This window comes from Amycolatopsis sp. NPDC089917, from assembly GCF_040684635.1.
Classification (GTDB): domain Bacteria; phylum Actinomycetota; class Actinomycetes; order Mycobacteriales; family Pseudonocardiaceae; genus Amycolatopsis.
Genome location: NZ_JBFBGL010000099.1, coordinates 1 through 21,626, shown reverse-complemented (window position 1 = coordinate 21,626; position 21,626 = coordinate 1). Strand labels below are relative to the sequence as shown.

19 protein-coding genes are annotated in these 21,626 nt (G+C 70.5%); 2 read left to right on the top strand and 17 right to left on the bottom strand.

The window, feature by feature from the left end; all coding sequences use genetic code 11:
* Positions 1–80 precede the first annotated feature (80 nt).
* Complete coding sequence (ggt, locus tag AB0N89_RS38705; protein WP_364215908.1) at positions 81–1,892, bottom strand: gamma-glutamyltransferase; 1,812 nt, start codon at positions 1,890–1,892, stop codon at positions 81–83.
* Positions 1,893–1,989: 97 nt separating this feature from the next.
* Between ggt and AB0N89_RS38700 the strand changes: the two genes are divergently transcribed.
* Positions 1,990–3,378 (top strand): hypothetical protein, encoded by a 1,389-nt coding sequence (locus AB0N89_RS38700; protein WP_364215905.1) that lies wholly within the window; start codon positions 1,990–1,992, stop codon positions 3,376–3,378.
* A 75-nt stretch (positions 3,379–3,453) separates the two neighbouring features.
* Here the strand turns inward: AB0N89_RS38700 and AB0N89_RS38695 are convergent, their stop codons facing one another.
* From AB0N89_RS38695 to pyrR, 13 genes are all read right to left on the bottom strand, one after another.
* Positions 3,454–5,550: a primosomal protein N' gene (locus AB0N89_RS38695; RefSeq protein ID WP_364215904.1), complete on the bottom strand. Its 2,097-nt coding sequence runs from the start codon at positions 5,548–5,550 to the stop codon at positions 3,454–3,456.
* 297 nt (positions 5,551–5,847) lie between these two features.
* The gene (metK, locus tag AB0N89_RS38690) at positions 5,848–7,050 is read right to left on the bottom strand and encodes a methionine adenosyltransferase (protein WP_364215911.1); all 1,203 of its coding nucleotides are present in this window, start codon (positions 7,048–7,050) and stop codon (positions 5,848–5,850) included.
* A 96-nt stretch (positions 7,051–7,146) separates the two neighbouring features.
* Positions 7,147–8,367: a bifunctional phosphopantothenoylcysteine decarboxylase/phosphopantothenate--cysteine ligase CoaBC gene (coaBC, locus tag AB0N89_RS38685; RefSeq protein WP_364215901.1), complete on the bottom strand. Its 1,221-nt coding sequence runs from the start codon at positions 8,365–8,367 to the stop codon at positions 7,147–7,149.
* A 162-nt stretch (positions 8,368–8,529) separates the two neighbouring features.
* A complete protein-coding gene (gene rpoZ, locus AB0N89_RS38680; protein ID WP_005152353.1) occupies positions 8,530–8,799 on the bottom strand; it encodes a DNA-directed RNA polymerase subunit omega in 270 nt (89 codons plus the stop codon).
* Positions 8,800–8,823: 24 nt separating this feature from the next.
* Positions 8,824–9,453 (bottom strand): guanylate kinase, encoded by a 630-nt coding sequence (gene gmk, locus AB0N89_RS38675; protein WP_364215898.1) that lies wholly within the window; start codon positions 9,451–9,453, stop codon positions 8,824–8,826.
* The gene (gene mihF, locus AB0N89_RS38670) at positions 9,450–9,767 is read right to left on the bottom strand and encodes an integration host factor, actinobacterial type (RefSeq protein ID WP_003096398.1); all 318 of its coding nucleotides are present in this window, start codon (positions 9,765–9,767) and stop codon (positions 9,450–9,452) included. Before mihF ends, gmk begins: the two co-directional genes overlap by 4 nt.
* Before the next feature lie 107 nt (positions 9,768–9,874).
* Positions 9,875–10,714, bottom strand: coding sequence for an orotidine-5'-phosphate decarboxylase (pyrF, locus tag AB0N89_RS38665; protein ID WP_364215895.1), 840 nt, complete (start codon positions 10,712–10,714; stop codon positions 9,875–9,877).
* On the bottom strand, positions 10,711–14,025 hold the full coding sequence (gene carB / locus AB0N89_RS38660; RefSeq protein ID WP_364215892.1) for a carbamoyl-phosphate synthase large subunit: 3,315 nt from the start codon (positions 14,023–14,025) through the stop codon (positions 10,711–10,713). The genes pyrF and carB overlap by 4 nt, the downstream gene beginning before the upstream one ends.
* Positions 14,025–15,158 carry a glutamine-hydrolyzing carbamoyl-phosphate synthase small subunit gene (carA, locus tag AB0N89_RS38655; RefSeq protein WP_364215889.1) on the bottom strand — a complete coding sequence of 378 codons (1,134 nt, stop codon included), beginning with the start codon at positions 15,156–15,158 and terminating at the stop codon, positions 14,025–14,027. The genes carB and carA overlap by 1 nt, the downstream gene beginning before the upstream one ends.
* Positions 15,158–15,667, bottom strand: coding sequence for a transporter (locus tag AB0N89_RS38650; RefSeq protein WP_364215886.1), 510 nt, complete (start codon positions 15,665–15,667; stop codon positions 15,158–15,160). Before AB0N89_RS38650 ends, carA begins: the two co-directional genes overlap by 1 nt.
* On the bottom strand, positions 15,664–16,965 hold the full coding sequence (locus AB0N89_RS38645) for a dihydroorotase (RefSeq protein WP_364215883.1): 1,302 nt from the start codon (positions 16,963–16,965) through the stop codon (positions 15,664–15,666). The genes AB0N89_RS38650 and AB0N89_RS38645 overlap by 4 nt, the downstream gene beginning before the upstream one ends.
* On the bottom strand, positions 16,962–17,894 hold the full coding sequence (locus AB0N89_RS38640) for an aspartate carbamoyltransferase catalytic subunit (protein WP_093933930.1): 933 nt from the start codon (positions 17,892–17,894) through the stop codon (positions 16,962–16,964). Before AB0N89_RS38640 ends, AB0N89_RS38645 begins: the two co-directional genes overlap by 4 nt.
* Entirely contained in the window at positions 17,891–18,502 is a 612-nt protein-coding gene (gene pyrR / locus AB0N89_RS38635) for a bifunctional pyr operon transcriptional regulator/uracil phosphoribosyltransferase PyrR (RefSeq protein WP_364215879.1), read from the bottom strand. Before pyrR ends, AB0N89_RS38640 begins: the two co-directional genes overlap by 4 nt.
* A gap of 260 nt (positions 18,503–18,762) precedes the next feature.
* On the opposite strand from pyrR, the gene AB0N89_RS38630 reads away from it, so the two are divergent.
* Positions 18,763–19,251 (top strand): helix-turn-helix domain-containing protein, encoded by a 489-nt coding sequence (locus AB0N89_RS38630; RefSeq protein WP_003096372.1) that lies wholly within the window; start codon positions 18,763–18,765, stop codon positions 19,249–19,251.
* A 109-nt stretch (positions 19,252–19,360) separates the two neighbouring features.
* Here AB0N89_RS38630 and nusB read toward each other — a convergent pair whose 3' ends face one another.
* Genes nusB through AB0N89_RS38615 form a run of 3 tightly spaced genes read right to left on the bottom strand, consistent with a single transcriptional unit; the run spans position 19,361 to position 21,518 of the window.
* Entirely contained in the window at positions 19,361–19,825 is a 465-nt protein-coding gene (gene nusB / locus AB0N89_RS38625; protein WP_364215876.1) for a transcription antitermination factor NusB, read from the bottom strand.
* Positions 19,825–20,388: an elongation factor P gene (efp, locus tag AB0N89_RS38620; protein WP_020637239.1), complete on the bottom strand. Its 564-nt coding sequence runs from the start codon at positions 20,386–20,388 to the stop codon at positions 19,825–19,827. The genes nusB and efp overlap by 1 nt, the downstream gene beginning before the upstream one ends.
* Positions 20,389–20,426: 38 nt before the next feature.
* Positions 20,427–21,518 (bottom strand): Xaa-Pro peptidase family protein, encoded by a 1,092-nt coding sequence (locus tag AB0N89_RS38615; protein ID WP_364215873.1) that lies wholly within the window; start codon positions 21,516–21,518, stop codon positions 20,427–20,429.
* Between the last annotated feature and the right edge of the window lie 108 nt (positions 21,519–21,626).

Sequence of the window (21,626 nt, the reverse complement as noted above, 5' to 3'; positions counted from 1 at the left end):
CTTGCGGTCAGGGGAAGTCCGTGAAGGCCTCCTTGAGGGACCCAGAGTCCCTCAAGGAGGCCTTCACGGAACGACGCTGCCTATCCGCGTGGCCAGGGCAGCACGACGGCCGCCGCGCCTCCGCCCCGTCGCGTGGGTTCGGCCGCGGCGAGCCACCGGCCGTCCCGCAGCCGTTCGACGCCGGTCGCGGCCCCGATCTCCGCGGGCGCCGTCGAGAAGCCCTGGCCCTTGGCCTTCAGGATCGCGAGCACGTCGGCCTGGTCGAGGAACGCCTGCTCGACCTGCGCGGCCGCCGAGTTGCGCTGCGAGGCGCGCGGTTCGGCGATCGCGTCGACAAGCTTCAGGCCGCGGTCGATGCGGGCGGTGAGGACCTGCAGCACCGTGGTGATGATCGACGCGCCACCGGGCGAGCCGACGGCGAGGAACGGCTTGCCGTGGTCGAGCACGATGGTCGGCGCCATCGACGACCTCGGCCGCTTGGCCGGGCCCGGCAGGTTCGGGTCGGGCACGCCCGGCGTGACCGGGGTGAAGGAGAAGTCGGTCAGCTCGTTGTTGAGCAGGAACCCGCGGCCCGGCACGACGATGCCGCTCCCGCCCTCCTGCTCGATGGTCAGCGTGTACGCGACGACGTTGCCCCACCTGTCGGCGACGGTGAGGTGCGTGGTGTTCTCGCCCTCGTACGGCGTCGGGGCGGCGTTCGTCCCCGCCACGCACGGCGCGGGTTTGCGCGGGTCGGCGGGCGCGACCGGGCTCACGCCGGCCTTCGCGGGGTCGATCAGGCACGCGCGGCTGTCCGCGAACTTCTGGCTGATCAGTTCCTTCGCCGGGACGTCGACGAAGGCCGGGTCGCCGATCCACCGGTTGCGGTCGGCGAAGGCGTACCGGGTCGACTCCAGGAAGTAGTGCAGGTAGTCGGCCTTCTCCAGCTTGGACAGCTTCGTGTTCTCGAGGATGTTCAGCGCCTCGCCGACGGTCAGCCCGCCGGACGACGGCGCGGGCATCCCGTAGACATCGAGGCCGCGGTACTCGGTCCTGGTCGGCTTCCGCTCGACGACGCGGTACTTGGCGAGGTCGGCGGCGGTCAGGTCACCCGGGCGGACGTTCAGCGTCGAAGCCGGGTCCACCGGCGGCTTGCGGACGGTGTCGACGACGTCCTTGCCGATCGGGCCGCGGTAGAGCACGTCGGTGCCCTTCGCGGCGAGCTGCGCGTACGTCCCGGCGAGGTCCGGGTTCTTGAACGTCGTGCCGACCGCGGGCGGCGCCCCGCCGGGCAGGTACAGCGACCGGGTCGACGGGAACGCCGAGAAGCGGGCGGCGTTGTTCGAGATCTGGGTGGTGAAGGTCTGGTCGACGGTGAAACCCTTGCGGGCTAGGTCTTCCGCGGGCTTGATCGCCTTCGCCAGCGACTTGGTCCCCCATTTGCGCAGGGCTTCCTGCCAGGTGGCGGGCGTGCCGGGCACGCCGACGCTCAGCCCGCTGGTGACGGCGTCGGCGAACGGGATCGCTTTGCCGTTCTCGACGAAGAGGTTCTCGCCGGCCGACGACGGCGCGGTCTCGCGGCCGTCGAGCGTGTGCACCTTGCCGGTGCGCGCGTCGTAGTAGACGAAGAAGCCGCCACCGCCGACTCCGGCGGAGAACGGGTCGGTGACGCCCAGGGCGGCGGCGGTCGCGACGGCCGCGTCGACGGCGTTGCCGCCCTCGCGCAGGATCTTCGTCCCGATCGCGGTCGCGTCCGCGTCGATGCTCGAAACGGCGCCCAGGTAGCCGACGGCGACCGGGGACTTGGGCGTCGGTGGCGCCGCGGCCGCGGTGCCCGGCGCGGCGGTGACGACGAGGGTGGCGATCGCGGTGACTGCGGTGATGCGTACCGGAGTGCTTCTGTGCGCGGCCATGGCGCGAGTCTGCCCCGCCTGTCCACCCCGGACAAGACCTGTCCAGACCTGCGATCGTCGGTGGTGCGGCCCTGCCCGGATGAGCAGAATGCGGTCCATGAAGACTCCCGGCAGGCGATGGGGCGCTCTCCTCCCCCTGCTCATCGCCCTCCCCCTCCTCGCGGTCCCCGGCGTCGCGCAAGCCGAAGGCGCGCGTGCCTGCTTCGACGACTCCGCGGCGATCACCGTCGAAGAGAAGCGGCTCACCGCGACCATGCCCTCCGGTGGCCCGGCGGTCGGTCCGGAACTGGTCCGGCTCGCCGGTTTCGACAAGCTCGTCTCCGACTTCACGACGCGGCTTTGCGCGACGAAGACCGCTTTGCGCGCCGAGAAGCTGGCCGAGACCGCCGGTGACGGGCTCTGGCGGACCGCGGTCGACCGCGCGCAGGGCCGCCGTCCCGATCTCGGCAGCATCGACAAGGCCGACGACCGGCCGCTCTACTGGGCGCGCCTCCGGATGAGCAAGGCCCTGCGCCAGTGGACTCCGCCCTTCCCGCTGTCCGCGCCCGCCCGCGCCGCTCTGCTGAAGACGTTCGACTTCGGCGCGCGGGGGCTCGACGACTCCCGCTTCCCCACCGGTCCGAAGCTGCGCCGGGTGCTGGTGAGCGGGTTCGACCCGTTCACCCTCAACGGCGCGGGTGTCCGCATCGGGAACCCGTCCGGCGCGGCCGCGCTGCATCTGGACGGCAAGGTGATCCGGACCCCGGCCGGGCCCGCGCAGGTGCAGGCCGTGTCGTTCCCGGTGGTGTGGAGTTACTTCGACGCCGGCGTCGTCGAGGCGGCCTACGGCCAGGCGTTCAAGGACCGCCTCCGCCGGCCCGAATTGATCATGACCATCAGCCAGGGCCGTCCCGGCCGGTTCGACATCGAGCGGTGGGCCGGTGCCTGGCGCGGCGGTTCGCCGGACAACCTCGACGAGGCGGTGAAGGGTCAGGTGCCGCCCGCCGAGGGCTGGCCGCAGCCGGACGTCCAGTTCATCGAAACCACGCTGCCGTACGAAAAGATGCTCGCCGCGCCCGCCGGGGCGTACGACGTGCAGTACAACCAGGCGTTCTGCGTCTGGCCGGACAGCACGAAGCCCGGGACGGGGACCGCGGTGTGCCGGACGGACGCGCCGAAGCCCGGTGAGATCGCCGCTTCCGGTGGCGGCGGCAACTACCTGTCGAACGAGTCGATGTACCGGAGCAACCGGCTGCGGACCGGACTGGGGCTGACCGGGATCGCGGGCGGGCACCTGCACACGCCCGTCCTCGGCACGCCCGCCGATCCTTCGGCGCTGACCGACGCCGATTTCGAGGCGCGGCGGGCGGCGATCTCGTCGCAGATCGTCACGCTGCTCACCGCCGCCCTGGGCGGCTCGGCGACCAAGCCCACTACGCCCGTTCCGGGCGCTTCGGATGCTTCGGCCCGCGCCGACGTCCTCGCCACCCCCGGCACCACCCTCTGACCCACGCGATTCGCCACCTGGTTGCGGTAGTTGCACAGGCAAGGATCGCAACCAGGTGCCGAATCGCGTGGAGGGCTAGATGAGCTCCAGCGGGTCCAGCTGGATCCGGATGGGCTCGGAGGCCTTGCGCGCGTCCCGGCGGCCCGCGGCGGCGTGGATCTCGACGGCGAGCGCCTTCCCGTCCGGACGCGCGACCCGCACCAGGGCCCGCTCCCGTTCGGCGTTCCCGTCCTCGTCGACCTCGCCGAGCGGCACCGGACCCAGCACCTCGCCGGTCTCCGGCAGCTGGAGGTCGTCGAGCAGCCCGGCGACCGCGTCCGGCGTGCCTTCGACACTCGCCATCCGCGTCGCGGGCGGGAAGCCGAGTTCGCGCCGCTCCGCCAGTTCCAGGCTCGCGTGCCAGCCCGGGTCCCACCGCACCAGCGCCTGCACCACCGGCAGACCCGCTTCCGCGCCGACGAAAACGCGACCGCCTTCGGTCCCCGGCCGCACCAGGGCCGCGGCGGCCATCCAGCGGCGCAGGGTCTCCTCCCCCGCCCTCAGGTCCTGCCGCCCCAGCAGCGCCCAGCCGTCCAGCAGCAGCGCCGCGCCGTAGCCGCCTTCCGCGACCGGCTCGGCTCCCGGCGTGCACACCACCAGCGCCGGTTTTCCGGGCACCGAAGCCAAAACCTCCGTCGCTCCCGAGGTCCGCACCGGGAATCCGGAGAACGCGCGGCCCAGTTCCTCCGCGGTGCGCTTCGAGCCGACGACGACCGCCCGCAGCCGCACGGAACCGCAAGCGGCGCAATGGAAGTTCGTCTCGGGGACGCCGCACCACCGGCAGGCGGGCGGCCTCGGCGCGCCGTCGATCAGCCCGCCCGGCAAGGAAAGCGGCCCCGCGCAGCGACGGCAGTGCGCCGACGTCCGGCAGTTGCCGCAGGCGAGTCCCGGGACGTACCCGCGGCGCGGAACCTGGACCAGGACCGGGAATCCGCCCGCCAACGACTGCCGCGCGGCCTCGAAGGCGACCGACGGGAGCCGAGCCGCTTTCGCCGCTTCGTCCCGAGCGACGTCGAAGTCCTCGCCGACCGGCGTGACCCGGGGCGCGGCCGCCCGCAGTTCGGGACGCGCCGCCACGAGCGGCTGCGCCCAGCCCGATTCCACCAGGAACTGGGCCTCGGCGGTCCGCGCGAAACCGGCCACGAGCATGGACCCCTTCGCGGCGTGCGCGCGGTCCATCAGCACGTCACGGACGTGCGGGTACGGCGCGTGCTGGTCGAGGTGGACGTCGTCGCCGTCGTCCCACACCACGAACAGGCCGGGGTCGGCGACCGGCGCGAACATCGCCGCCCTCGTCCCGACGACGACGCGCACCGCCCCGCGCAGCACCGCGAGCCAACGGCGGTACCGCTCGGCTGGGCCCAGCCCGGCGATCAACGCGACCACGGAATCGGCGCCCAGCAAGGAAACGCACGCGTCGTGCAGCCGTGTCAGGTCACGATGGTCGGGGACGACCATGACGACACCACGTCCGGTGGCGGCCGCGACGGCGGCGGCTTCGGCGAGGCGGCGCGGCCAGTCCTCTCCCGGCAGCGCCTGCCAGACGGCGTTGGCGGGACGCCGTTCCGCGACGGCCTCCAGGAACGCCGGTCCGCTCTGGTACTTGTCCCAAGCCGTGGTCTCGGGCGCCTCCGGAGCCGGCGCGGGCTCGGCGGGCGGCTCGCTCTCGACCTTCGCGTGCCGGGACGGGATCGCGAGCCGCAGGACGTCGCTGAGCGTGCCGCCGTACCGGTCCGCGACGGCTCGGCAAAGCGTGTGCAGCGCGGGAGGCAGCACGGGTTCACTGGAGGTCACCCTGTCGATGTACGCGAGCTTCCCGGTGAAGTCCGTGGTGTCGGCGCGCTCGACGAGGTAGCCGTCGACGAGCTGCCCCGCGAACCGGACGCGCACCCGGCAGCCGGGCACGGCGGTTTCGTGGAGTTTCTCGGGGATCCGGTAGTCGAAGGTGCGGTCGAGATGCGTGAGCGGGATGTCCACGACGATCCGCGCGACCGGGTTCTCGGGCGCGGGGTTCTGCGCGCCGCGACGGCTGGGGGTCTTCGCGCGCGACGGCTTGGCCTTCCGCGCGGGCTCGGCCTTCGGCGGAGGCTCCGGAAGGTCCCACAGCGGGGTCGGTTCGGGACTGCTGCTCACCCGGTGATCTCTACCAGACTCCCCCGCCGTCGGCCGTACCGCGTGGCCCGGCGTGATCGAACACCGCACTCGCGTGATCAGAGACGTGACTCGCGTGCTTGGGGACGGAACTCGCGTGATTGAAGGCGGATCTCGCGTGCCTGGATGCCGCACACCCGAGTCCCGGCTCTGATCACGCGAGTCACGTCTCCACGCACGCGAGTTCCGGCCCCCAGCACTCCCGTCAGGTCGGCGACGCGGTGAAGGCCTCCTTCCCTACCGTCAAGGCAGGGAAGGAGGCCTTCACGGACAGGCGGGTCAGGCGCCCGCGGCCGACTTCAGGTCCGCGGCCCGCGCCGTGCTCTCCCACGGGAGACCCAGCTCGGGACGGCCGAAGTGGCCGTACGCGGCCGTCGGCGCGTAGATCGGGCGAAGCAGGTCGAGGTCGCGGATGATCGCGGCCGGACGCAGGTCGAAGACCTCCGTGATGGCGGCCTGGATCTTCGTCGGGTCGACCGTCTCGGTGCCGAAGGTCTCGACGAAGAGGCCCACCGGGGCCGCCTTGCCGATCGCGTACGCGACCTGGACCTCGGCGCGCGCGGCGAGCCCGGCGGCGATGACGTTCTTCGCCACCCAGCGCATCGCGTAAGCGGCCGAACGGTCCACCTTGGAGGGGTCCTTGCCCGAGAACGCGCCGCCACCGTGACGGGCCATGCCGCCGTAGGTGTCGACGATGATCTTGCGGCCGGTCAGGCCCGCGTCACCCATCGGTCCGCCGATGACGAAACGGCCGGTCGGGTTGACCAGCAGCCGCACGTTGGAGGTGTCGAGACCGAGCTCGGCGATCTCCGGGGCGACCACGTGCTCGCGGACGTCGACGCCGAGCATCTGCTCCAGGTCGATGCCGTCCGCGTGCTGGGTGGACACGACCACCGTGTCGAGCCGCACCGGCTGGTCGCCGGCGTATTCGATGGTGACCTGGGTCTTGCCGTCCGGGCGCAGGTACGGCAGCACGCCGTCCTTGCGGACCCGGGTCAGCCGCTGCGAGAGCCGGTGGGCCAGCGCGATCGGCAGCGGCATCAGCTCGGGGGTGTCCGAGCAGGCGTAGCCGAACATGAGGCCCTGGTCGCCGGCGCCCTGGCGGTTGATCTCGTCCTCGTCGGATTCGACGCGGGACTCGTACGCGGTGTCGACGCCCTGCGCGATGTCCGGCGACTGCGACCCGATCGCGACGTTGACGCCGCACGAGTTGCCGTCGAAGCCCTTGGCCGAAGAATCGTAGCCGATCTTCAGGATCACGTCGCGGACGATGGTCGGGATGTCCGCGTAGGCCTCGGTGGTCACCTCACCGGCGACGTGGACCTGGCCGGTGGTGATCAGCGTTTCGACCGCCACCCGGCTGCGCGGGTCCTTGGCCAGCAGCCCGTCCAGGATGGAGTCGCTGATGGCGTCGCAAATTTTGTCGGGATGACCCTCAGTCACCGATTCCGATGTGAACAGTCTGCTCGTGGACGCGGTCACGGTGGCCGTCACTCCCTCACCTAGACGTCTGATGCCCAGTAAGTTAGGCACCCCTCAGCTTGTGCTCAAGCGTACTGACTATCGTTGGAGGGACTCTCAACGCTTCATCAAGGTCACAACAGCGTCCCACAATGTGGACGCCAGTTCGGCTTTCGCACCCAGTGGAATCGGGATCTCGGTCCCGTCCGCCCCGAGCAGCCAGCCCGAGTTGTCTTCGGTGCCGAAAGCCTTGCCCTCTCCGACCGCGTTCACCACCAGCAGGTCCGCACCCTTGCGCTTCAATTTGACCCGGGCGTGATCGAGAACGCCACCCTTGTCGTCCCCGGTTTCGGCGGCGAACCCCACGATCAGCTGGCCGTTCGTCCGGTTTCGCACCAGTTCGGCCAGGATGTCCGCGTTGCGCGCCAGCTCGACCACGGGGTCCGGCGTGTCGTCGGACTTCTTGATCTTGACCTCGGCCCGGTTCGACGGCCGGAAGTCGGCGACGGCGGCGGCCATCACGAGGATGTCGGCGGAGGCGGCCTCGGCGTGCATCGCCTGGCGCATCTCCTCGGCGGTCGACACGTGGACGACCTTCGCACCGGCGGGTTCCGGCAGCGCGACGGTGTGCGCGGCGACCAGGGTGACCTCCGCGCCGCGCTGGGCGGCGACGCGGGCCAGCGCGTAGCCCTGCTTGCCCGACGAACGGTTGCCCAGATAGCGGACCGGGTCCAGCGGCTCGCGGGTGCCGCCCGCCGAGATCGCCACGCGCACGCCTTCGAGGTCGCGCGGGAGGGCGTTCGGGACGGCGAGCAGGAGCCGGGCGAGGTCGACGATCTCGGCGGGGTCGGCGAGCCGTCCCTTGCCGGTGTCCTTGCCGGTGAGCCTTCCCGCCGCGGGTTCGGCGACGACCAGCCCGCGCGAGCGCAGCAGCGCCACGTTGTCGCGGGTGGCAGGGTGCTCCCACATCTCGGTGTGCATCGCCGGGAAGAAGGCGACCGGGCACCGGGCGGTGAGCAGGGTGTTCGTCAGCAGGTCGTCCGCGATGCCGTGCGCGGCCTTGGCGAGCAGGTTCGCCGTGGCGGGCACGACGATCACCAGGTCGGCTTCCTTGCCGACGCGGACGTGCTGGACCTCGGGCACTTCGGTGAACACGCCGGTGTGCACCGGGTTCCCGGACAGTGCCTCGAAGGTGGCCGCGCCGACGAAGTTCAGCGCGGCCTCGGTGGGGACCACGCGGACGTCGTGACCGGATTCGGTCAGCCCGCGCAGGACCTCACAGGCCTTGTAGGCGGCGATCCCGCCGCCTACGCCCAGAACAACCCGGGGTTTACTCAACGGTGTTCTCGGCGGCTTCGCGCGGGACCGCGATCGGGCTGCCAGGGCATCTCACTTCAACCGCCTCGCTCACGCTGATCAAAGCCCTGCCATCCCGATAGCGGGGCCTTCGGCCATGCCGCGCCCAGTGGTTACCTTGACGGCCGCCGTGGCCATTGGGTCCTACTCACCCTCGGTGTGCTCGAGCAGACCGCCGTGGATCTCGCGCAGGGCGATGGACAGCGGCTTCTCGCGCGGGCCCGGCTCGACCAGCGGGCCGACGTACTCCAGCAGGCCCTCGCCCAGCTGGGCGTAGTAGTCGTTGATCTGGCGAGCGCGCTTGGCCGAGTAGATCACCAGCGCGTACTTCGAGCTGACCTTCTCGAGGAGGTCGTCGATGGGCGGGTTGGTGATGCCTTCGAGCTCTTCGTGCAGCGTGGCCTGAGTCGTCACTCGTGGTGCTCCGAATCTTCGGGTTTAGATGTCGCCGGTTATCAAGTTTAGCAACTGCTCGGCGGCCTCTCGCACGTCGGCGTTGACGACGCGCTCGTCGAACTCCCCGGCGGCGGCGAGTTCGCGCTCGGCCTCGGCGAGCCTGGCCTTGACGGCGGCCTCGTTCTCGGTGCCGCGGCCGGTCAGCCTGCCGACCAGTTCGTCCCATGACGGCGGCATCAGCATCACCAGCCGCGCCTCCGGCATCGCCTTGCGGACCTGCCGCGCGCCCTGGAGTTCGATCTCCAGCAGGGCGTTGCGGCCGCCTGCCAAGGCCCGCTCCACGGGTTCGCGCGGGGTGCCGTAGCAGTTGCCGGTGAACTCCGCGTGTTCGAGCAGTTCACCGTCGGCGACCATGCGGTCGAACTCGGCGCGGTCGACGAAGTGGTAGTGCTCGCCGTCCACCTCACCCGGCCTCGGCTTCCTGGTGGTCACCGAGACGCTGAAATAGATCTCCGGATCCAGCTTGCGCAGCTCCTTCGCCACGCTCGACTTCCCGACCCCCGAAGGCCCTGAGACGACCGTGAGCCGGTGCCGGGATTCGACTCCCGCCACCGGCTCACCGCCGCGGTCAGCGCCCGGGGTCACCGGGTGGTCCTGACCGATGCCGCTCACTCGCCGCTGAATTCGGCCAGCAGCGCCTTGCGCTGCCGGTCGCCGAGGCCGCGAAGACGACGGCTGGGTGCGATCTCCAGTCGTTCCATGGTCTGCTGGGCGCGGACCTTGCCGACACCCGGAAGAGCCTCGAGCAGAGCCGAGACCTTCATCTTGCCGAGGACTTCGTTCTCCTCGGCCTGCTTCAACACGTCGACCAGAGTGGTACCGCCCCGCTTCAGCCGCTCCTTCAGCTCAGCACGGATGCGGCGGGCGGCGGCGGCCTTCTCCAGCGCCGCAGCGCGCTGTTCCTCTGTCAGCTGGGGAAGTGCCACGTTTTCCTCCGGTAGTTCTCAAATCTGGGTGGGTGTGGCGACGGTACCCACCCGTTACCTCGGCCCACAATGCGGGGGTGGCTGGTCATGACGGATTCCCGGGCCTGCTATTGGCCTTTTTCCAGGGGTCCGAGGGAATCCCGTGTCCGCCGAACGGCCGCACGGAGGGCTTCGGGGTCCGGTCCGTGCTTGAGGACGTCACGGGACGACGCGGGGAGCACCCCCCGCAGTCCCGCCCCGAAAAGGGCCCGCAAATCGGCCGGAGTGGCCCCCTGTGCCCCGAAACCGGGTGCCAGGACGGGACCGTTCAGGGCGCTCAGGTCGAGCTCCCCCGGCGTGATCGTGGCGCCGACGACGACACCGAAGTCACCCAACGGCCCGACACCGGCGTTATGCGCGGCCGCCGTGTCGACGATGTCCTGCGCGACGGTCTTTCCGTTGGGCAGCAAGGCGTTCTGCAATCCCTGCGCCTCCGGGTTGGAGGTGCGGGCGAGGACGAACAGTCCCTTGCCTTGCGCCTGGGCAACCTCGATCGCGGGGGCCAGCGAGCCGAAGCCGAGGTATGGGGACACCGTTATGGCGTCGGCCTCGAGTTCCCCGCCGGGCGGCAGGAAAGCCGCCGTGTACGCCGCCATCGTGGAACCGATGTCGCCGCGCTTGACGTCCAGCAGGACGAGCGCGCCCGCTTCCCGGCACACCTTCATCGTCTTGGCCAGAACGGCGACCCCAGGAGGCCCGTAGGCCTCGAAAAAGGCCGACTGGGGCTTGATCACCGCGACCTCGGGCGCGATCGCCTCGGCGGCCGTGAGGGCGAACTTCTCCAGCCCCGCCGCGTCCTCCGGGAGACCCCACGCCCGGAGCAACCCGGGGTGGGGGTCGATGCCGGCGCAGAGCGGCCCCTTTTCCGCGACCGCTCGCGCCAGCCTCGCCCCGAACCGCTCGCTCACGCCTTGGCCTTCAGCGCCGCCTGGAGGCTCTGCAGCGACCGCACGCCGATGTCGCCCTTGATGACGGCCTCGATCCCGTGCACGGCCGCCGCGGCGCCCTGCACCGTGGTGATGCAGGGGATGTCCCGCGACACCGCGGCGGTGCGGATCTCGTAGCCGTCGATCCGCGGACCGCTGTTTCCGTACGGCGTGTTGATCACCATCTGCACTTCGCCGCTGAGGATGACGTCGACGACGTTCTGTTCGCCCTCGGCCGAACCTTCGTAGTGCTTGCGCACGACGGTGCAGGTGATCCCGTTGCGCCGCAACACTTCCGCGGTACCCGAGGTGGCGAGGATCTCGAATCCGAGGTCCGCCAGCCGCTTCACCGGGAACACCAGCGAACGCTTGTCGCGGTTGGCGACCGAGACGAAGACCTTGCCCGAGGTCGGCAGCGAACCGTAGGCGCCTGCCTGCGACTTGGCGAACGCCTTGCCGAAGGAGACGTCGACGCCCATGACCTCGCCGGTGGACTTCATCTCCGGGCCGAGCAGCGAGTCGACGCCGTGGCCCTCCGGGGTCCGGAAGCGGTGGAACGGCAGGACCGCTTCCTTGACCGCGACCGGCGAGTCGGCGGGCAGGTGGCCCCCGTCACCCTCGGCCGGGAGGACGCCGGACTCGCGCAGGTCCTTGATCGACGAGCCGGTCATGATCAGCGCGGCGGCCTTGGCCAGCGGCACCGCGGTCGCCTTCGACACGAACGGCACGGTCCGCGACGCGCGCGGGTTGGCCTCCAGGACGTACAGGACGTCGTCCTTGAGCGCGTACTGGACGTTCAGGAGCCCTCGGACGCCCACACCGCGCGCGATGGCCTCGGTGGAGCGGCGCACCGTCTCGATGTCGGTCCGGCCCAGCGTGATCGGCGGCAGCGCGCAGGAAGAGTCGCCGGAGTGGATCCCGGCCTCCTCGATGTGCTCCATGACGCCGCCGAGGAACAGCTCGTCGCCGTCGAAGAGCGCGTCGACGTCGATCTCGATGGCGTCGTCGAGGAAGCGGTCCACCAGCACGGGGTGCTCGGGGGTGACCTCGGTGGCGCGGTGGATGTAGCCGGCGAGCGACTCCTCGTCGTAGACGATCTCCATGCCGCGCCCGCCCAGCACGTAGGACGGCCGCACCAGGACCGGGTAGCCGATCTTGTCGGCGATCCGCTTCGCGCCCTCGAACGAGGTCGCCGTGCCGTACTTCGGCGCGGGCAGCCCGGCGTCGGTGAGGACCTCGCCGAACGCGCCGCGGTCCTCGGCCAGGTGGATCGCGTCCGGGGAGGTGCCGATCACCGGGACACCGGCGTCGGCGAGGCGCTTCGCGAGCGAGAGCGGCGTCTGGCCGCCCAGCTGCACGATGACCCCGGCGACGGTGCCCGACTCCTGCTCGGCGTTGACGACCTCCAGCACGTCCTCGAACGACAGCGGCTCGAAGTAGAGCCGGTCCGAGGTGTCGTAGTCGGTGGAGACGGTCTCGGGGTTGCAGTTGACCATGACGGCCTCGAAACCGGCCTCGCGCAGGGCGATCGCCGCGTGCACGCACGAGTAGTCGAACTCGATGCCCTGCCCGATGCGGTTCGGCCCGGAGCCGAGGATCAGCACCTTCGGCTTCTCGGTCTGCGCGGTGATCTCCGACTGCGCGGCGGGATCGGTCTCGTAGGCCGAGTAGTGGTACGGCGTCTTGGCCGCGAACTCGGCCGCGCAGGTGTCGACGGTCTTGTACACCGGCCGCACGCCGAGACGGCGGCGCAGCGCGCGGACGCCGTCCTCCCCCGCCAGTTCCGGCCGCAGCGAGGCGATCTGGCGGTCGGAGAGGCCGATCCGCTTGGCGCGCCGCAGCAGCGGCTCGTCCAGCACCTGGGCGTCGCGGACCTCGGCGCCGACCTCGCCGATGAGCGCGATCTGGTCGATGAACCACGGGTCGATGCCCGACGCCTCGTGCACCTGCCGCACGGTGGCGCCGAACCGCAGCGCCCGCTCGACCTCGTAGAGCCGCCCGTCGTGCGGCGTGCGCAAGGCCTCCAGGACGGATTCCAGCGTCGCATCCTCGGGGTCGGGGCGGGTCCAGAAGCCGGTGGCCTTGGTGTCGATGGAGCGCAGCGCCTTGCCGAGGGCCTCGGGGAAGCTGCGGCCGAACGACATCGCCTCGCCGACGCTCTTCATCGTCGTGGTCAGCGTGGGGTCCGCGCCCGGGAACTTCTCGAAGGCGAACCGCGGCACCTTCACCACGACGTAGTCCAGCGTCGGCTCGAAGGCCGCCGGGGTCTCGCCGGTGATGTCGTTGCGGATCTCGTCGAGGGTGTAGCCGATGGCGAGCTTCGCGGCGATCTTGGCGATCGGGAAACCGGTCGCCTTCGACGCCAGCGCGCTCGACCGGGACACGCGGGGGTTCATCTCGATGACGACCATGCGGCCGTCTTCCGGGTTGATCGCGAACTGGATGTTGCAGCCGCCGGTGTCGACGCCGACCTCGCGCAGCACCGCGATGCCGACGTCGCGCATGTGCTGGTACTCGCGGTCGGTCAGGGTCATCGCCGGCGCGACGGTGACCGAGTCGCCGGTGTGCACGCCCATCGCGTCGATGTTCTCGATCGAGCAGACGACCACCACGTTGTCGTGCCGGTCGCGCATGAGCTCGAGTTCGAACTCCTTCCAGCCGAGGACGCTCTCCTCGATGAGCACCTCGGTGACCGGCGACTCGTCGAGACCGGTGGAGGCGAGCCGCTCCAGCTCCGCGTCGGTGTGCGCCATGCCCGAGCCGAGCCCGCCCATGGTGAACGACGGCCGGATGACGACCGGGAGGCCGACCTCGGCGACGGTCGCGCGGACCTCGTCCATGTCGTGGCAGACCCGCGAACGCGGCACCTCGGCGCCGATCGTGCGGACGATGTCCTTGAACTTCTGCCGGTCCTCGCCACGCTGGATCGCCTCGACGTCGGCACCGATCAGCTCGACGCCGTACTTCTCCAGGACGCCGCGGTCGTGCAGGGCGACGGCGCAGTTCAGCGCCGTCTGCCCGCCCAGCGTCGCGAGGATCGCGTCGGGGCGCTCCTCGGCGATGACCTTCTCGACGAATTCCGGGGTGACCGGCTCGATGTAGGTCGCGTCGGCGAACTCGGGGTCGGTCATGATGGTCGCCGGGTTCGAGTTCACCAGCGAGACGCGCAGTCCCTCGTCGCGGAGTACGCGGCAGGCCTGGGTGCCGGAGTAGTCGAACTCCGCCGCCTGGCCGATCACGATCGGCCCGGAGCCGATCACCAGCACGTGCTGGATGTCTGTCCTCTTCGGCATTACTTGGCCTTCTCCATCAAGCTGACGAACTCATCGAACAGGGGGGCCGCGTCGTGCGGGCCGGCGGCGGCCTCGGGGTGGTACTGCACCGAGAACGCGGGGACGTCGAACGCGCGGACACCTTCGACGGTGTCGTCGTTCGGGCAGTAGTGCGAGATCTGCGCGGCGCCGAAGGGCGTCTCGAAGCGCTGACCCGGCTCGCCTTCGAGGGCGAAACCGTGGTTCTGCGCGGTGATCGCGACACGTTTGGTCGCCACGTCGATCACCGGGATGTTGATCCCGCGGTGGCCGTAGCGCATCTTGTAGGTGCCCAGTCCCAGCGCGCGGCCGAGGATCTGGTTGCCGAAGCAAATGCCGAACAGCGGGATCTCCCGCTGCAGCACCGCTTTCGTCAGCTCCGTCGCATGCGCGGTGGTCGCCGGGTCACCGGGACCGTTGGACAGGAACACACCGTCCGCCTCGACCGCGAGCAGATCGTCCACAGTGGACGACGAGGGCAGCACGTGCACCTCGATGCCGCGGGCGGCCATCAGGCGCGGCGTGTTGGACTTGATGCCCAGGTCCAGCGCGGCGACCCGGAACTTCCGCTCGCCCTGCGCCTTGACGACGTAGGTCTGCTTGGTGCTGACCTCGCCGGCGAGGTCGGCGCCCTTCATCTGCGGGCTGTCCTGGACCTGCGCGAGCATCTCCTCATCGGTGCCGAGCGCGTCGCCCGAGAAGACGCCGGACCGCATGGCGCCCTGCTCGCGCAGGTGCCGGGTCAGCGTGCGGGTGTCCACTTCGGAGATCCCGACGACGCCCTGGCGCTCCAGTTCCTCGTCCAGCGTGCGCTTGGAGCGCCAGTTGGACGGGGTGCGCGCGGGGTCGCGGACGACGTAACCGGAGACCCAGATGCGCGAGGACTCGTCGTCCTCGTCGTTCCAGCCGGTGTTGCCGATCTGCGGCGCGGTCTGGACCACGATCTGCCGATGGTACGAGGGATCGGTCAGCGTCTCCTGGTAGCCGGTCATGCCGGTGCAGAACACCGCCTCGCCCAGGCTCCGGCCACGGGCGCCGTACGCGGATCCGCGGAACACCCGGCCGTCTTCCAGTACCAGCGCAGCCGGTGTGCGGGTGCCGTTCGCGGTGCTCATCAGGCACCTCCCTTGATGTCGTTGGGAACGTCTTGCAAAGCTTCGATCCACTGTGGATAGTCGTCGACGTCGTCGCCGCGGAATCCGGTGTCCAGTTCGACGTCCCCGGCGAGCCAGGTGATGACGAGCAGCGCGTCGATGCCCATCACCTTCCCGGCCATCCCCTTGTCCTTGCGGACGCCGGTGACCGACGCGCGCGGGATCCAGAAGTCCGGGGCACCGCCGCGTTCGATGGCGACGCCGTCTTCGTGCAGGCGCCAGACCGCTCCGGTGCGCAGGCCGGCGCCGCGGGTGACCACGCGCTCCTGCCAGTGCCCCGCCGTCGTCGTGCTGATGTAGACGCCGGTCGATTCGAGCGACGCCTCGCCCGGTTCGGCGGGGATCTCCGCGAACGGAGGCACCTGGACGCTCTGGGTCCGGGACTTGCGCCGCCAGCCGCGCCACATCAGGAGGACGCAGAGGAGGAAGAAGACGAAGACCGCCAGGGTCAGCAGGATCCGGTCGCTCATGCGGTGATCTTCCCTTCCCGCGCGGTGATCCGCCCGCGCAGCAACGTCGCCGTCACCACGCCGGGGAGCCGCATTCCTTCGTACGGGGTGTTGGCCGCGATGCTCGCGAACTCGGCGCCCCTCACGGTCCATTCGGTGTCCGGGTCGACCAGCGTCAGGTTCGCCGGTTCGCCGACCTCGATCGGACGGCCGTGGCCGGACAGGTTGCCGATCTCGGCGGGCCGCTCGCTCATCACGCGCGCGACGCCCCGCCAGTCCAGCAGACCGGTGCGGACCATGGTCTCGACCACGATCGACAGCGCGGTCTGGAGACCGAGCATGCCGGGCCGGGCCGAGTTCCACTCGCAGTCCTTGTCCTGGACGGCGTGCGGCGCGTGGTCGGTGGCGACGCAGTCGATGACGCCCTCGGCCAGCGCGGCGCGCAGCTTTTCGGCGTCGGACCCGGTGCGCAGCGGCGGGTTGACCTTGTTGACCGGGTCGTAGGTCGCGAGCCGCTCGTCGGTCAGCAGCAGGTGGTGCGGGGTGACCTCGGCCGAGACCTTGGTGCCGCGGTCCTTGGCCCACTTCAGGATGTCGGCGGTGCCCGAGGTCGAGACGTGGCAGACGTGCAGCCGCGCGTTCGCGTGCTCGGCGAGCAGGCAGTCGCGGGCCACGATCGACTCCTCCGCCGAGGCGGGCCAGCCGGTGTAGCCCAGGCGCGCGGCCTGCTCCCCTTCGTGCGCCTGCGCGCCGACGGTCAGGCGCGGCTCTTCGGCGTGCTGGGCGATGACCACGCCGAGTGCCGTCGAGTACTCCAGCGCGCGGCGCATGAGCAGCGGGTCCGCGACGCAGAGGCCGTCGTCGGAGAAGACCTTCACCTGGGCTTCGGACTTCGCCATGGTGCCCAGTTCGGCGAGTTTCTCGCCCTTGAGGCCCACGGTGACCGCGCCGACCGGGTGCACGTCGACCAGCCCGGCCTCCTGGCCGCGCCGCCACACGTGGTCGACGACCACCGCGTTGTCGGCCACCGGGTCGGTGTTGGCCATGGCGAACACCGCCGTGTAGCCGCCGAGCGCGGCCGCGGCCGAACCGGTGGCGATGGTCTCGGTGTCCTCGCGGCCGGGTTCGCGCAAGTGGGTGTGCAGGTCGACGAAACCGGGGAGCAGCACTTGGCCGCCCGCGTCGATCACTTCGGTCTCTGTGCCGTCGGCCGGGATGTCGAGGGAACCGATGTCGGTGATGACCCCGTCCTCGACGAGCACGTCGACCGGATCGCCCTCTCCGTAGGGTCGGGCGCCCTTGATCAGGACGGTGGTCACGCGGCGGCTCCTTCGCTGGCGAGCAAGTGATAAAGGACCGCCATGCGCACGTGGACGCCGTTGCGGACCTGTTCGGTGATGGCCGAGGCCGGGGAGTCGGCGACCGCCGAGGCGATCTCCATCCCGCGCAGCATCGGACCGGGGTGCAGGACGACGGCGTGCTCGGGCAGGAGCTTCATCCGCCGCTCGTTGAGGCCGTAGGCGATCGAGTACTCACGCGCGCTCGGGAAGAAACCCCCGTGCATGCGCTCCGCCTGGACCCGCAGCATCATGACCGCGTCGACCGCGGGCAGTTCGGCGTCGAGTTCGTGCGACACCGTGACCGGCAGCGTCTCGACCCCGGCGGGCAGCAGCGTCGGCGGCGCGACGAGCACCACCTCGGCGCCCAGGGAGGACAGCAGGTGGATGTTCGACCGCGCGACCCGGCTGTGCAGGACGTCACCGACGATCGCGATGCGGCGGCCCTCCAGCGAACCGAGCCGCTCCCGCAGCGTGGCGGCGTCGAGCAGCGCCTGCGTCGGATGCTCGTGAGTGCCGTCGCCCGCGTTGACGACCGCCGTCCCGGCCTCGGCGAGCCAGCCCGAAAGCCGCTGCGCCGCCCCGGAGGCGGGGTGCCGGATGATCACGCAGTCGGCGCCGGCCGCGGCCAGCGTCAGCGCGGTGTCCCGCAGCGATTCGCCCTTGTTGACCGAGGAACTGGACGCGGAGACGTTGATCACGTCGGCGCTCATCCACTTCCCCGCGATCTCGAACGAGACGCGGGTGCGGGTCGAGTTCTCGTAGAACAGCGTGATGACGGTGCGGCCGCGCAGCGTCGGCAGTTTGCGGACCTCGCGGCCCAGCAGGGTGTGCTTGAGCTCTTCGGCGGTGTCCAGCACGGCTGTCGCGAGCGCCGGGTCGAGCCCGTCGGTGGCGAGCAGGTGCTTCACGATCGATCTCCTTCTGGTGAAGCGCTCTCGTTCAGCGTCCGCAGCAGAACCGAGTCCCGTCCGTCCACTTCGGACAGCAGGACCTCGATCCCCTCGGCGCGCGAGGTGGGCACGTTCTTGCCCACGTAGTCGGCGCGGATCGGCAGTTCGCGGTGACCGCGGTCGACCAGCACGGCCAGCTGGACCGCGCGCGGGCGGCCGTGGTCGCGCAGGGCGTCGAGGGCGGCGCGGATGGTGCGGCCGGAGAACAGCACGTCGTCGACCAGGATCACCACCGCGTCGTCGACACCGGTCGGCGGCAGCTGCGAATGTTCGAGCGCGCGGGGCGGGCGGCGGCGGAGATCATCGCGGTAGAGCGTGATGTCCAGCGCGCCGGTCGGCGGACGGACGCCGGAGAACTCGGCGATCTTGTCCGCGAGCCGCAGGGCGAGCGGGGTACCCCGAGTGGGGATGCCCAGCAACACGGGCGGAGTCGAGCCACCGGCACCGAGAGCGGTCTTCTCGATGACCTGGTGGGCCATTCGGGCGATCGTGCGCGCGACATCCCCGGACGAGAGCAGCTCGCGCTCTCCCGCCGGTTCCGCCGCGCCACGCGGGCGTGACGACAAGGCGGACCTCCTTCCCCGCCTCTCTGGACGGGTCCTTAAAGGACGTCGACTTCCTGCGTAGCGAGGAAATCGAGTCGACACTAGCAGGAGTTGGCCCTCATTCTTACGGGTGGCGCGCCCCAGGTGACGAAGCCCTCTCGAAAGCACCCGCTTGACCTGGTGACAACTATGCGTAACCATTACTCTGAGTATTCGACTCGAGGAGTCCCCTGGACCGGTCACCCCGACCGGTTGGGGGTGAGGAAACGGAGAACCACCAGATGGGCGATTACGCCAAGGCGCTCGGGGCCAAGCTCCGCGGGATCCGCCAGCAGCAGGGCCTGTCCCTGCACGGGGTCGAGCAGAAGTCCGGAGGCCGCTGGAAGGCCGTCGTCGTCGGTTCGTACGAGCGCGGCGACCGCGCCGTCACCGTGCAGAAGCTCGCCGAGCTCGCCGATTTCTACGGCGTGCCGGTGGTCGAGCTGCTGCCGGAGGGCCGGGTGCCGTCGGGCGCCGAACCCGCCACGAAGATCGTCATCAACCTGGAGCGCCTGCAGCAGCTCCCGGCGGAGAAGGTCGGGCCGCTCGCCCGCTACGCGGCCACGATCCAGAGCCAGCGCGGCGACTACAACGGCAAGGTGCTCTCGATCCGCACCGAGGATCTGCGTTCGCTGGCGATCATCTACGACATGACCCCCGGCGAGCTCACCGAGCAGCTGATCGACTGGGGTGTGCTGCCGCCCGAGGCTCGACCGTCCAAAGAGGACTAGAGATGGCGACGTTTTCGGTCCGGGGGGACCGGAAACGCCAAGCGGAACCACCGAGCACGAGAACGGGCCGTGCCCTCGGAAGAGGACACGGCCCGTTGTCGTACGTCTGCTAGAGGACCGCGCGCAGCCTGTCGGCGATCGTGCCGATGCGGCCGAGCACACCGTTGACGAACCGCGGCGAGTCGTCGGTCGACAGCTCCTTCGCCAGCCCGACGGCCTCGTCGATGGCGACCGGGTCCGGCACGTCCTCGGCCCACAGGAGCTCGTAGACGCCGACCCGCAGCACCGCGAGGTCCACCGGCGGCATCCGGTCCAGCGTCCAGCCCTGAGCGTGCTCGGCGAGCAGCTCGTCGATCGCGGCCTTCCGCCCGGTGACCCCCTCGACCAGCGAGATCGTGTAGTCGGCGATCGGGTCGACCTCGACCGAACCGACCCTGTCCGCCAGCAGCGTCACCGCGTCGGCGCCGCGCTGGGCGGCCTCGTACATCATTTCGACAGCGCGCCGCCGGGCCTGGCGACGGCTGATCGGCCCGCCGCGGTTCGGCGACTTGCCGGATTTGCCTGCGTCAGCCATCAGTTGGAGACGCGACCCAGGTAACGGCCGTCACGGGTGTCGACCTTGATCTTCTCGCCGGTGGTGAGGAACAGCGGCACCTGGATCTCGGCACCGGTCTCCAGGGTGGCCGGCTTGGTGCCACCGGTGGAGCGGTCGCCCTGCAGACCCGGGTCGGTGTGCTGGACGATCAGCTCGACCGAGGTCGGCAGCTCGATGTACAGCGGGGTGCCCTCGTGCACCGCGACCTGGACCTCGAAGTTCTCGAGCAGGTAGTTCGCGTTGTCGGCGACGGTCTCGGCCAGCACGGTGATCTGGTCGTAGGTCTCCGCGTCCATGAACACGAAGTCCGCGCCGTCCTTGTACAGGTACGTCATGTTGCGGCGGTCGACGGTGGCCGTCTCGACCTTCGTGCCCGCGTTGAAGGTCTTGTCGACGACCTTGCCGGTCAGCACGTGCTTGAGCGTGGTGCGGACGAACGCGCCGCCCTTGCCCGGCTTGACGTGCTGGAACGCGGTGACGGTCCAGAGCTGGCCGTCGAGGTTGAGGACGAGCCCGTTCTTCAGGTCGTTGGTGGTGGCCACGAGTGTGCAGTCTCCTGTGTCGATCTTCCGGGCCGCCGTCAGACGACCACGAGTTCCTTGGTGCTCAGCGTGAGGAGTTCGGGCGTACCTTCCCGCACGACCAGCGTGTCCTCGATGCGCACGCCTCCGCGTCCGGGCAGATACACACCAGGCTCGACGGTGACGGCCATACCGGCGGACAGTGTACCGACGCCGGTGGTGGCCAGGCTGGGCGCCTCGTGCACCTGCAGTCCGACGCCGTGGCCGAGACCGTGGCCGAACTCCTCGCCGCGCCCCGCGTCGACGATCACGCCGCGCGCCGCTTTGTCCACTTCGGACACTTCGGCGCCGGGGAGGACGGCGTCACAGCCCGCCGCCTGCGCGCGCTGGACCAGCTCGTAGACCTCCTCCTGCCACGCCGCGGGCTTGCCGATGACGAACGTGCGGGTCATGTCGGAGTGATAGCCGTCGACCGTGGCGCCGAAGTCGATCTTGACGAACCCGCCGGTCGCGAGCACGGCCGAGGTGGGCCGGTGGTGCGGGATCGCGGAGTTGGCGCCCGCCGCGACGATCGTGTCGAACGACGGGCCGGTCGACCCGTGCCCGAGCATGCGATTCTCGAGGTCGCGGGCGACGTCCAGCTCGGTGCGGCCCGGCCGGAGCCCGCCCGCGGACACCAGGTCCTCCAGCGCCCTGTCGGCCGCCGCGCACGCCTGGCGCAGCGCCTCGATCTCCTGCTCGTCCTTGACCAGCCGCAACTGCTCGACGAGACCCGGCGTCCGGACCAGCTCGACGCGGTCGAAGCGCACCTTGAGGTCCTCGTGCTGCTCGACGCTGACATGCTGGCTCTCGAACCCGGTCTTGCCGAGCTTCTTCTCGGCCGCCAGGTCGGCCAGCTTCGCCGCGCTCGCGCGGTCCAGCACCCGTTCGAGATCGGGGACCTCGGTCGCCGACTGGACCGTGTAGCGGCCGTCGGTGCAGAAGATCGTCTTGTCGTCGCCGCCCTCGTGGACGAGGAGAGCGGCGTTGGACCCGGTGAAGCCGGTCAGGTACCTGATGTTGAGCAGGTCCGTGACCAGCAGCGCGTCCACTCCGGAGTCGGCCAGCAGGGAACGCAGCGCCGCGCGGCGGCGGGAGAAGTATTCACGCACCGTCGCATTATGTCGCGTGCTGGCGGAAACGTCTCGCAGAGCGGCTGCGGTGGTCCGTGAAGGCCTCCTTGAGGGACTCTGGGTCCCTCAAGGAGGCCTTCACGGACA

Excerpts from the sequence above, each read along its gene's own strand:
- ggt (WP_364215908.1), bottom strand. The coding sequence starts at position 1,892 with ATGGCCGCGCACAGAAGCACTCCGGTACGCATCACCGCAGTCACCGCG.
- AB0N89_RS38700 (WP_364215905.1), top strand. The coding sequence starts at position 1,990 with ATGAAGACTCCCGGCAGGCGATGGGGCGCTCTCCTCCCCCTGCTCATC.
- carB (WP_364215892.1), bottom strand. The coding sequence starts at position 14,025 with ATGCCGAAGAGGACAGACATCCAGCACGTGCTGGTGATCGGCTCCGGG.
- carA (WP_364215889.1), bottom strand. The coding sequence starts at position 15,158 with ATGAGCACCGCGAACGGCACCCGCACACCGGCTGCGCTGGTACTGGAA.
- AB0N89_RS38650 (WP_364215886.1), bottom strand. The coding sequence starts at position 15,667 with ATGAGCGACCGGATCCTGCTGACCCTGGCGGTCTTCGTCTTCTTCCTC.
- AB0N89_RS38630 (WP_003096372.1), top strand. The coding sequence starts at position 18,763 with ATGGGCGATTACGCCAAGGCGCTCGGGGCCAAGCTCCGCGGGATCCGC.
- nusB (WP_364215876.1), bottom strand. The coding sequence starts at position 19,825 with ATGGCTGACGCAGGCAAATCCGGCAAGTCGCCGAACCGCGGCGGGCCG.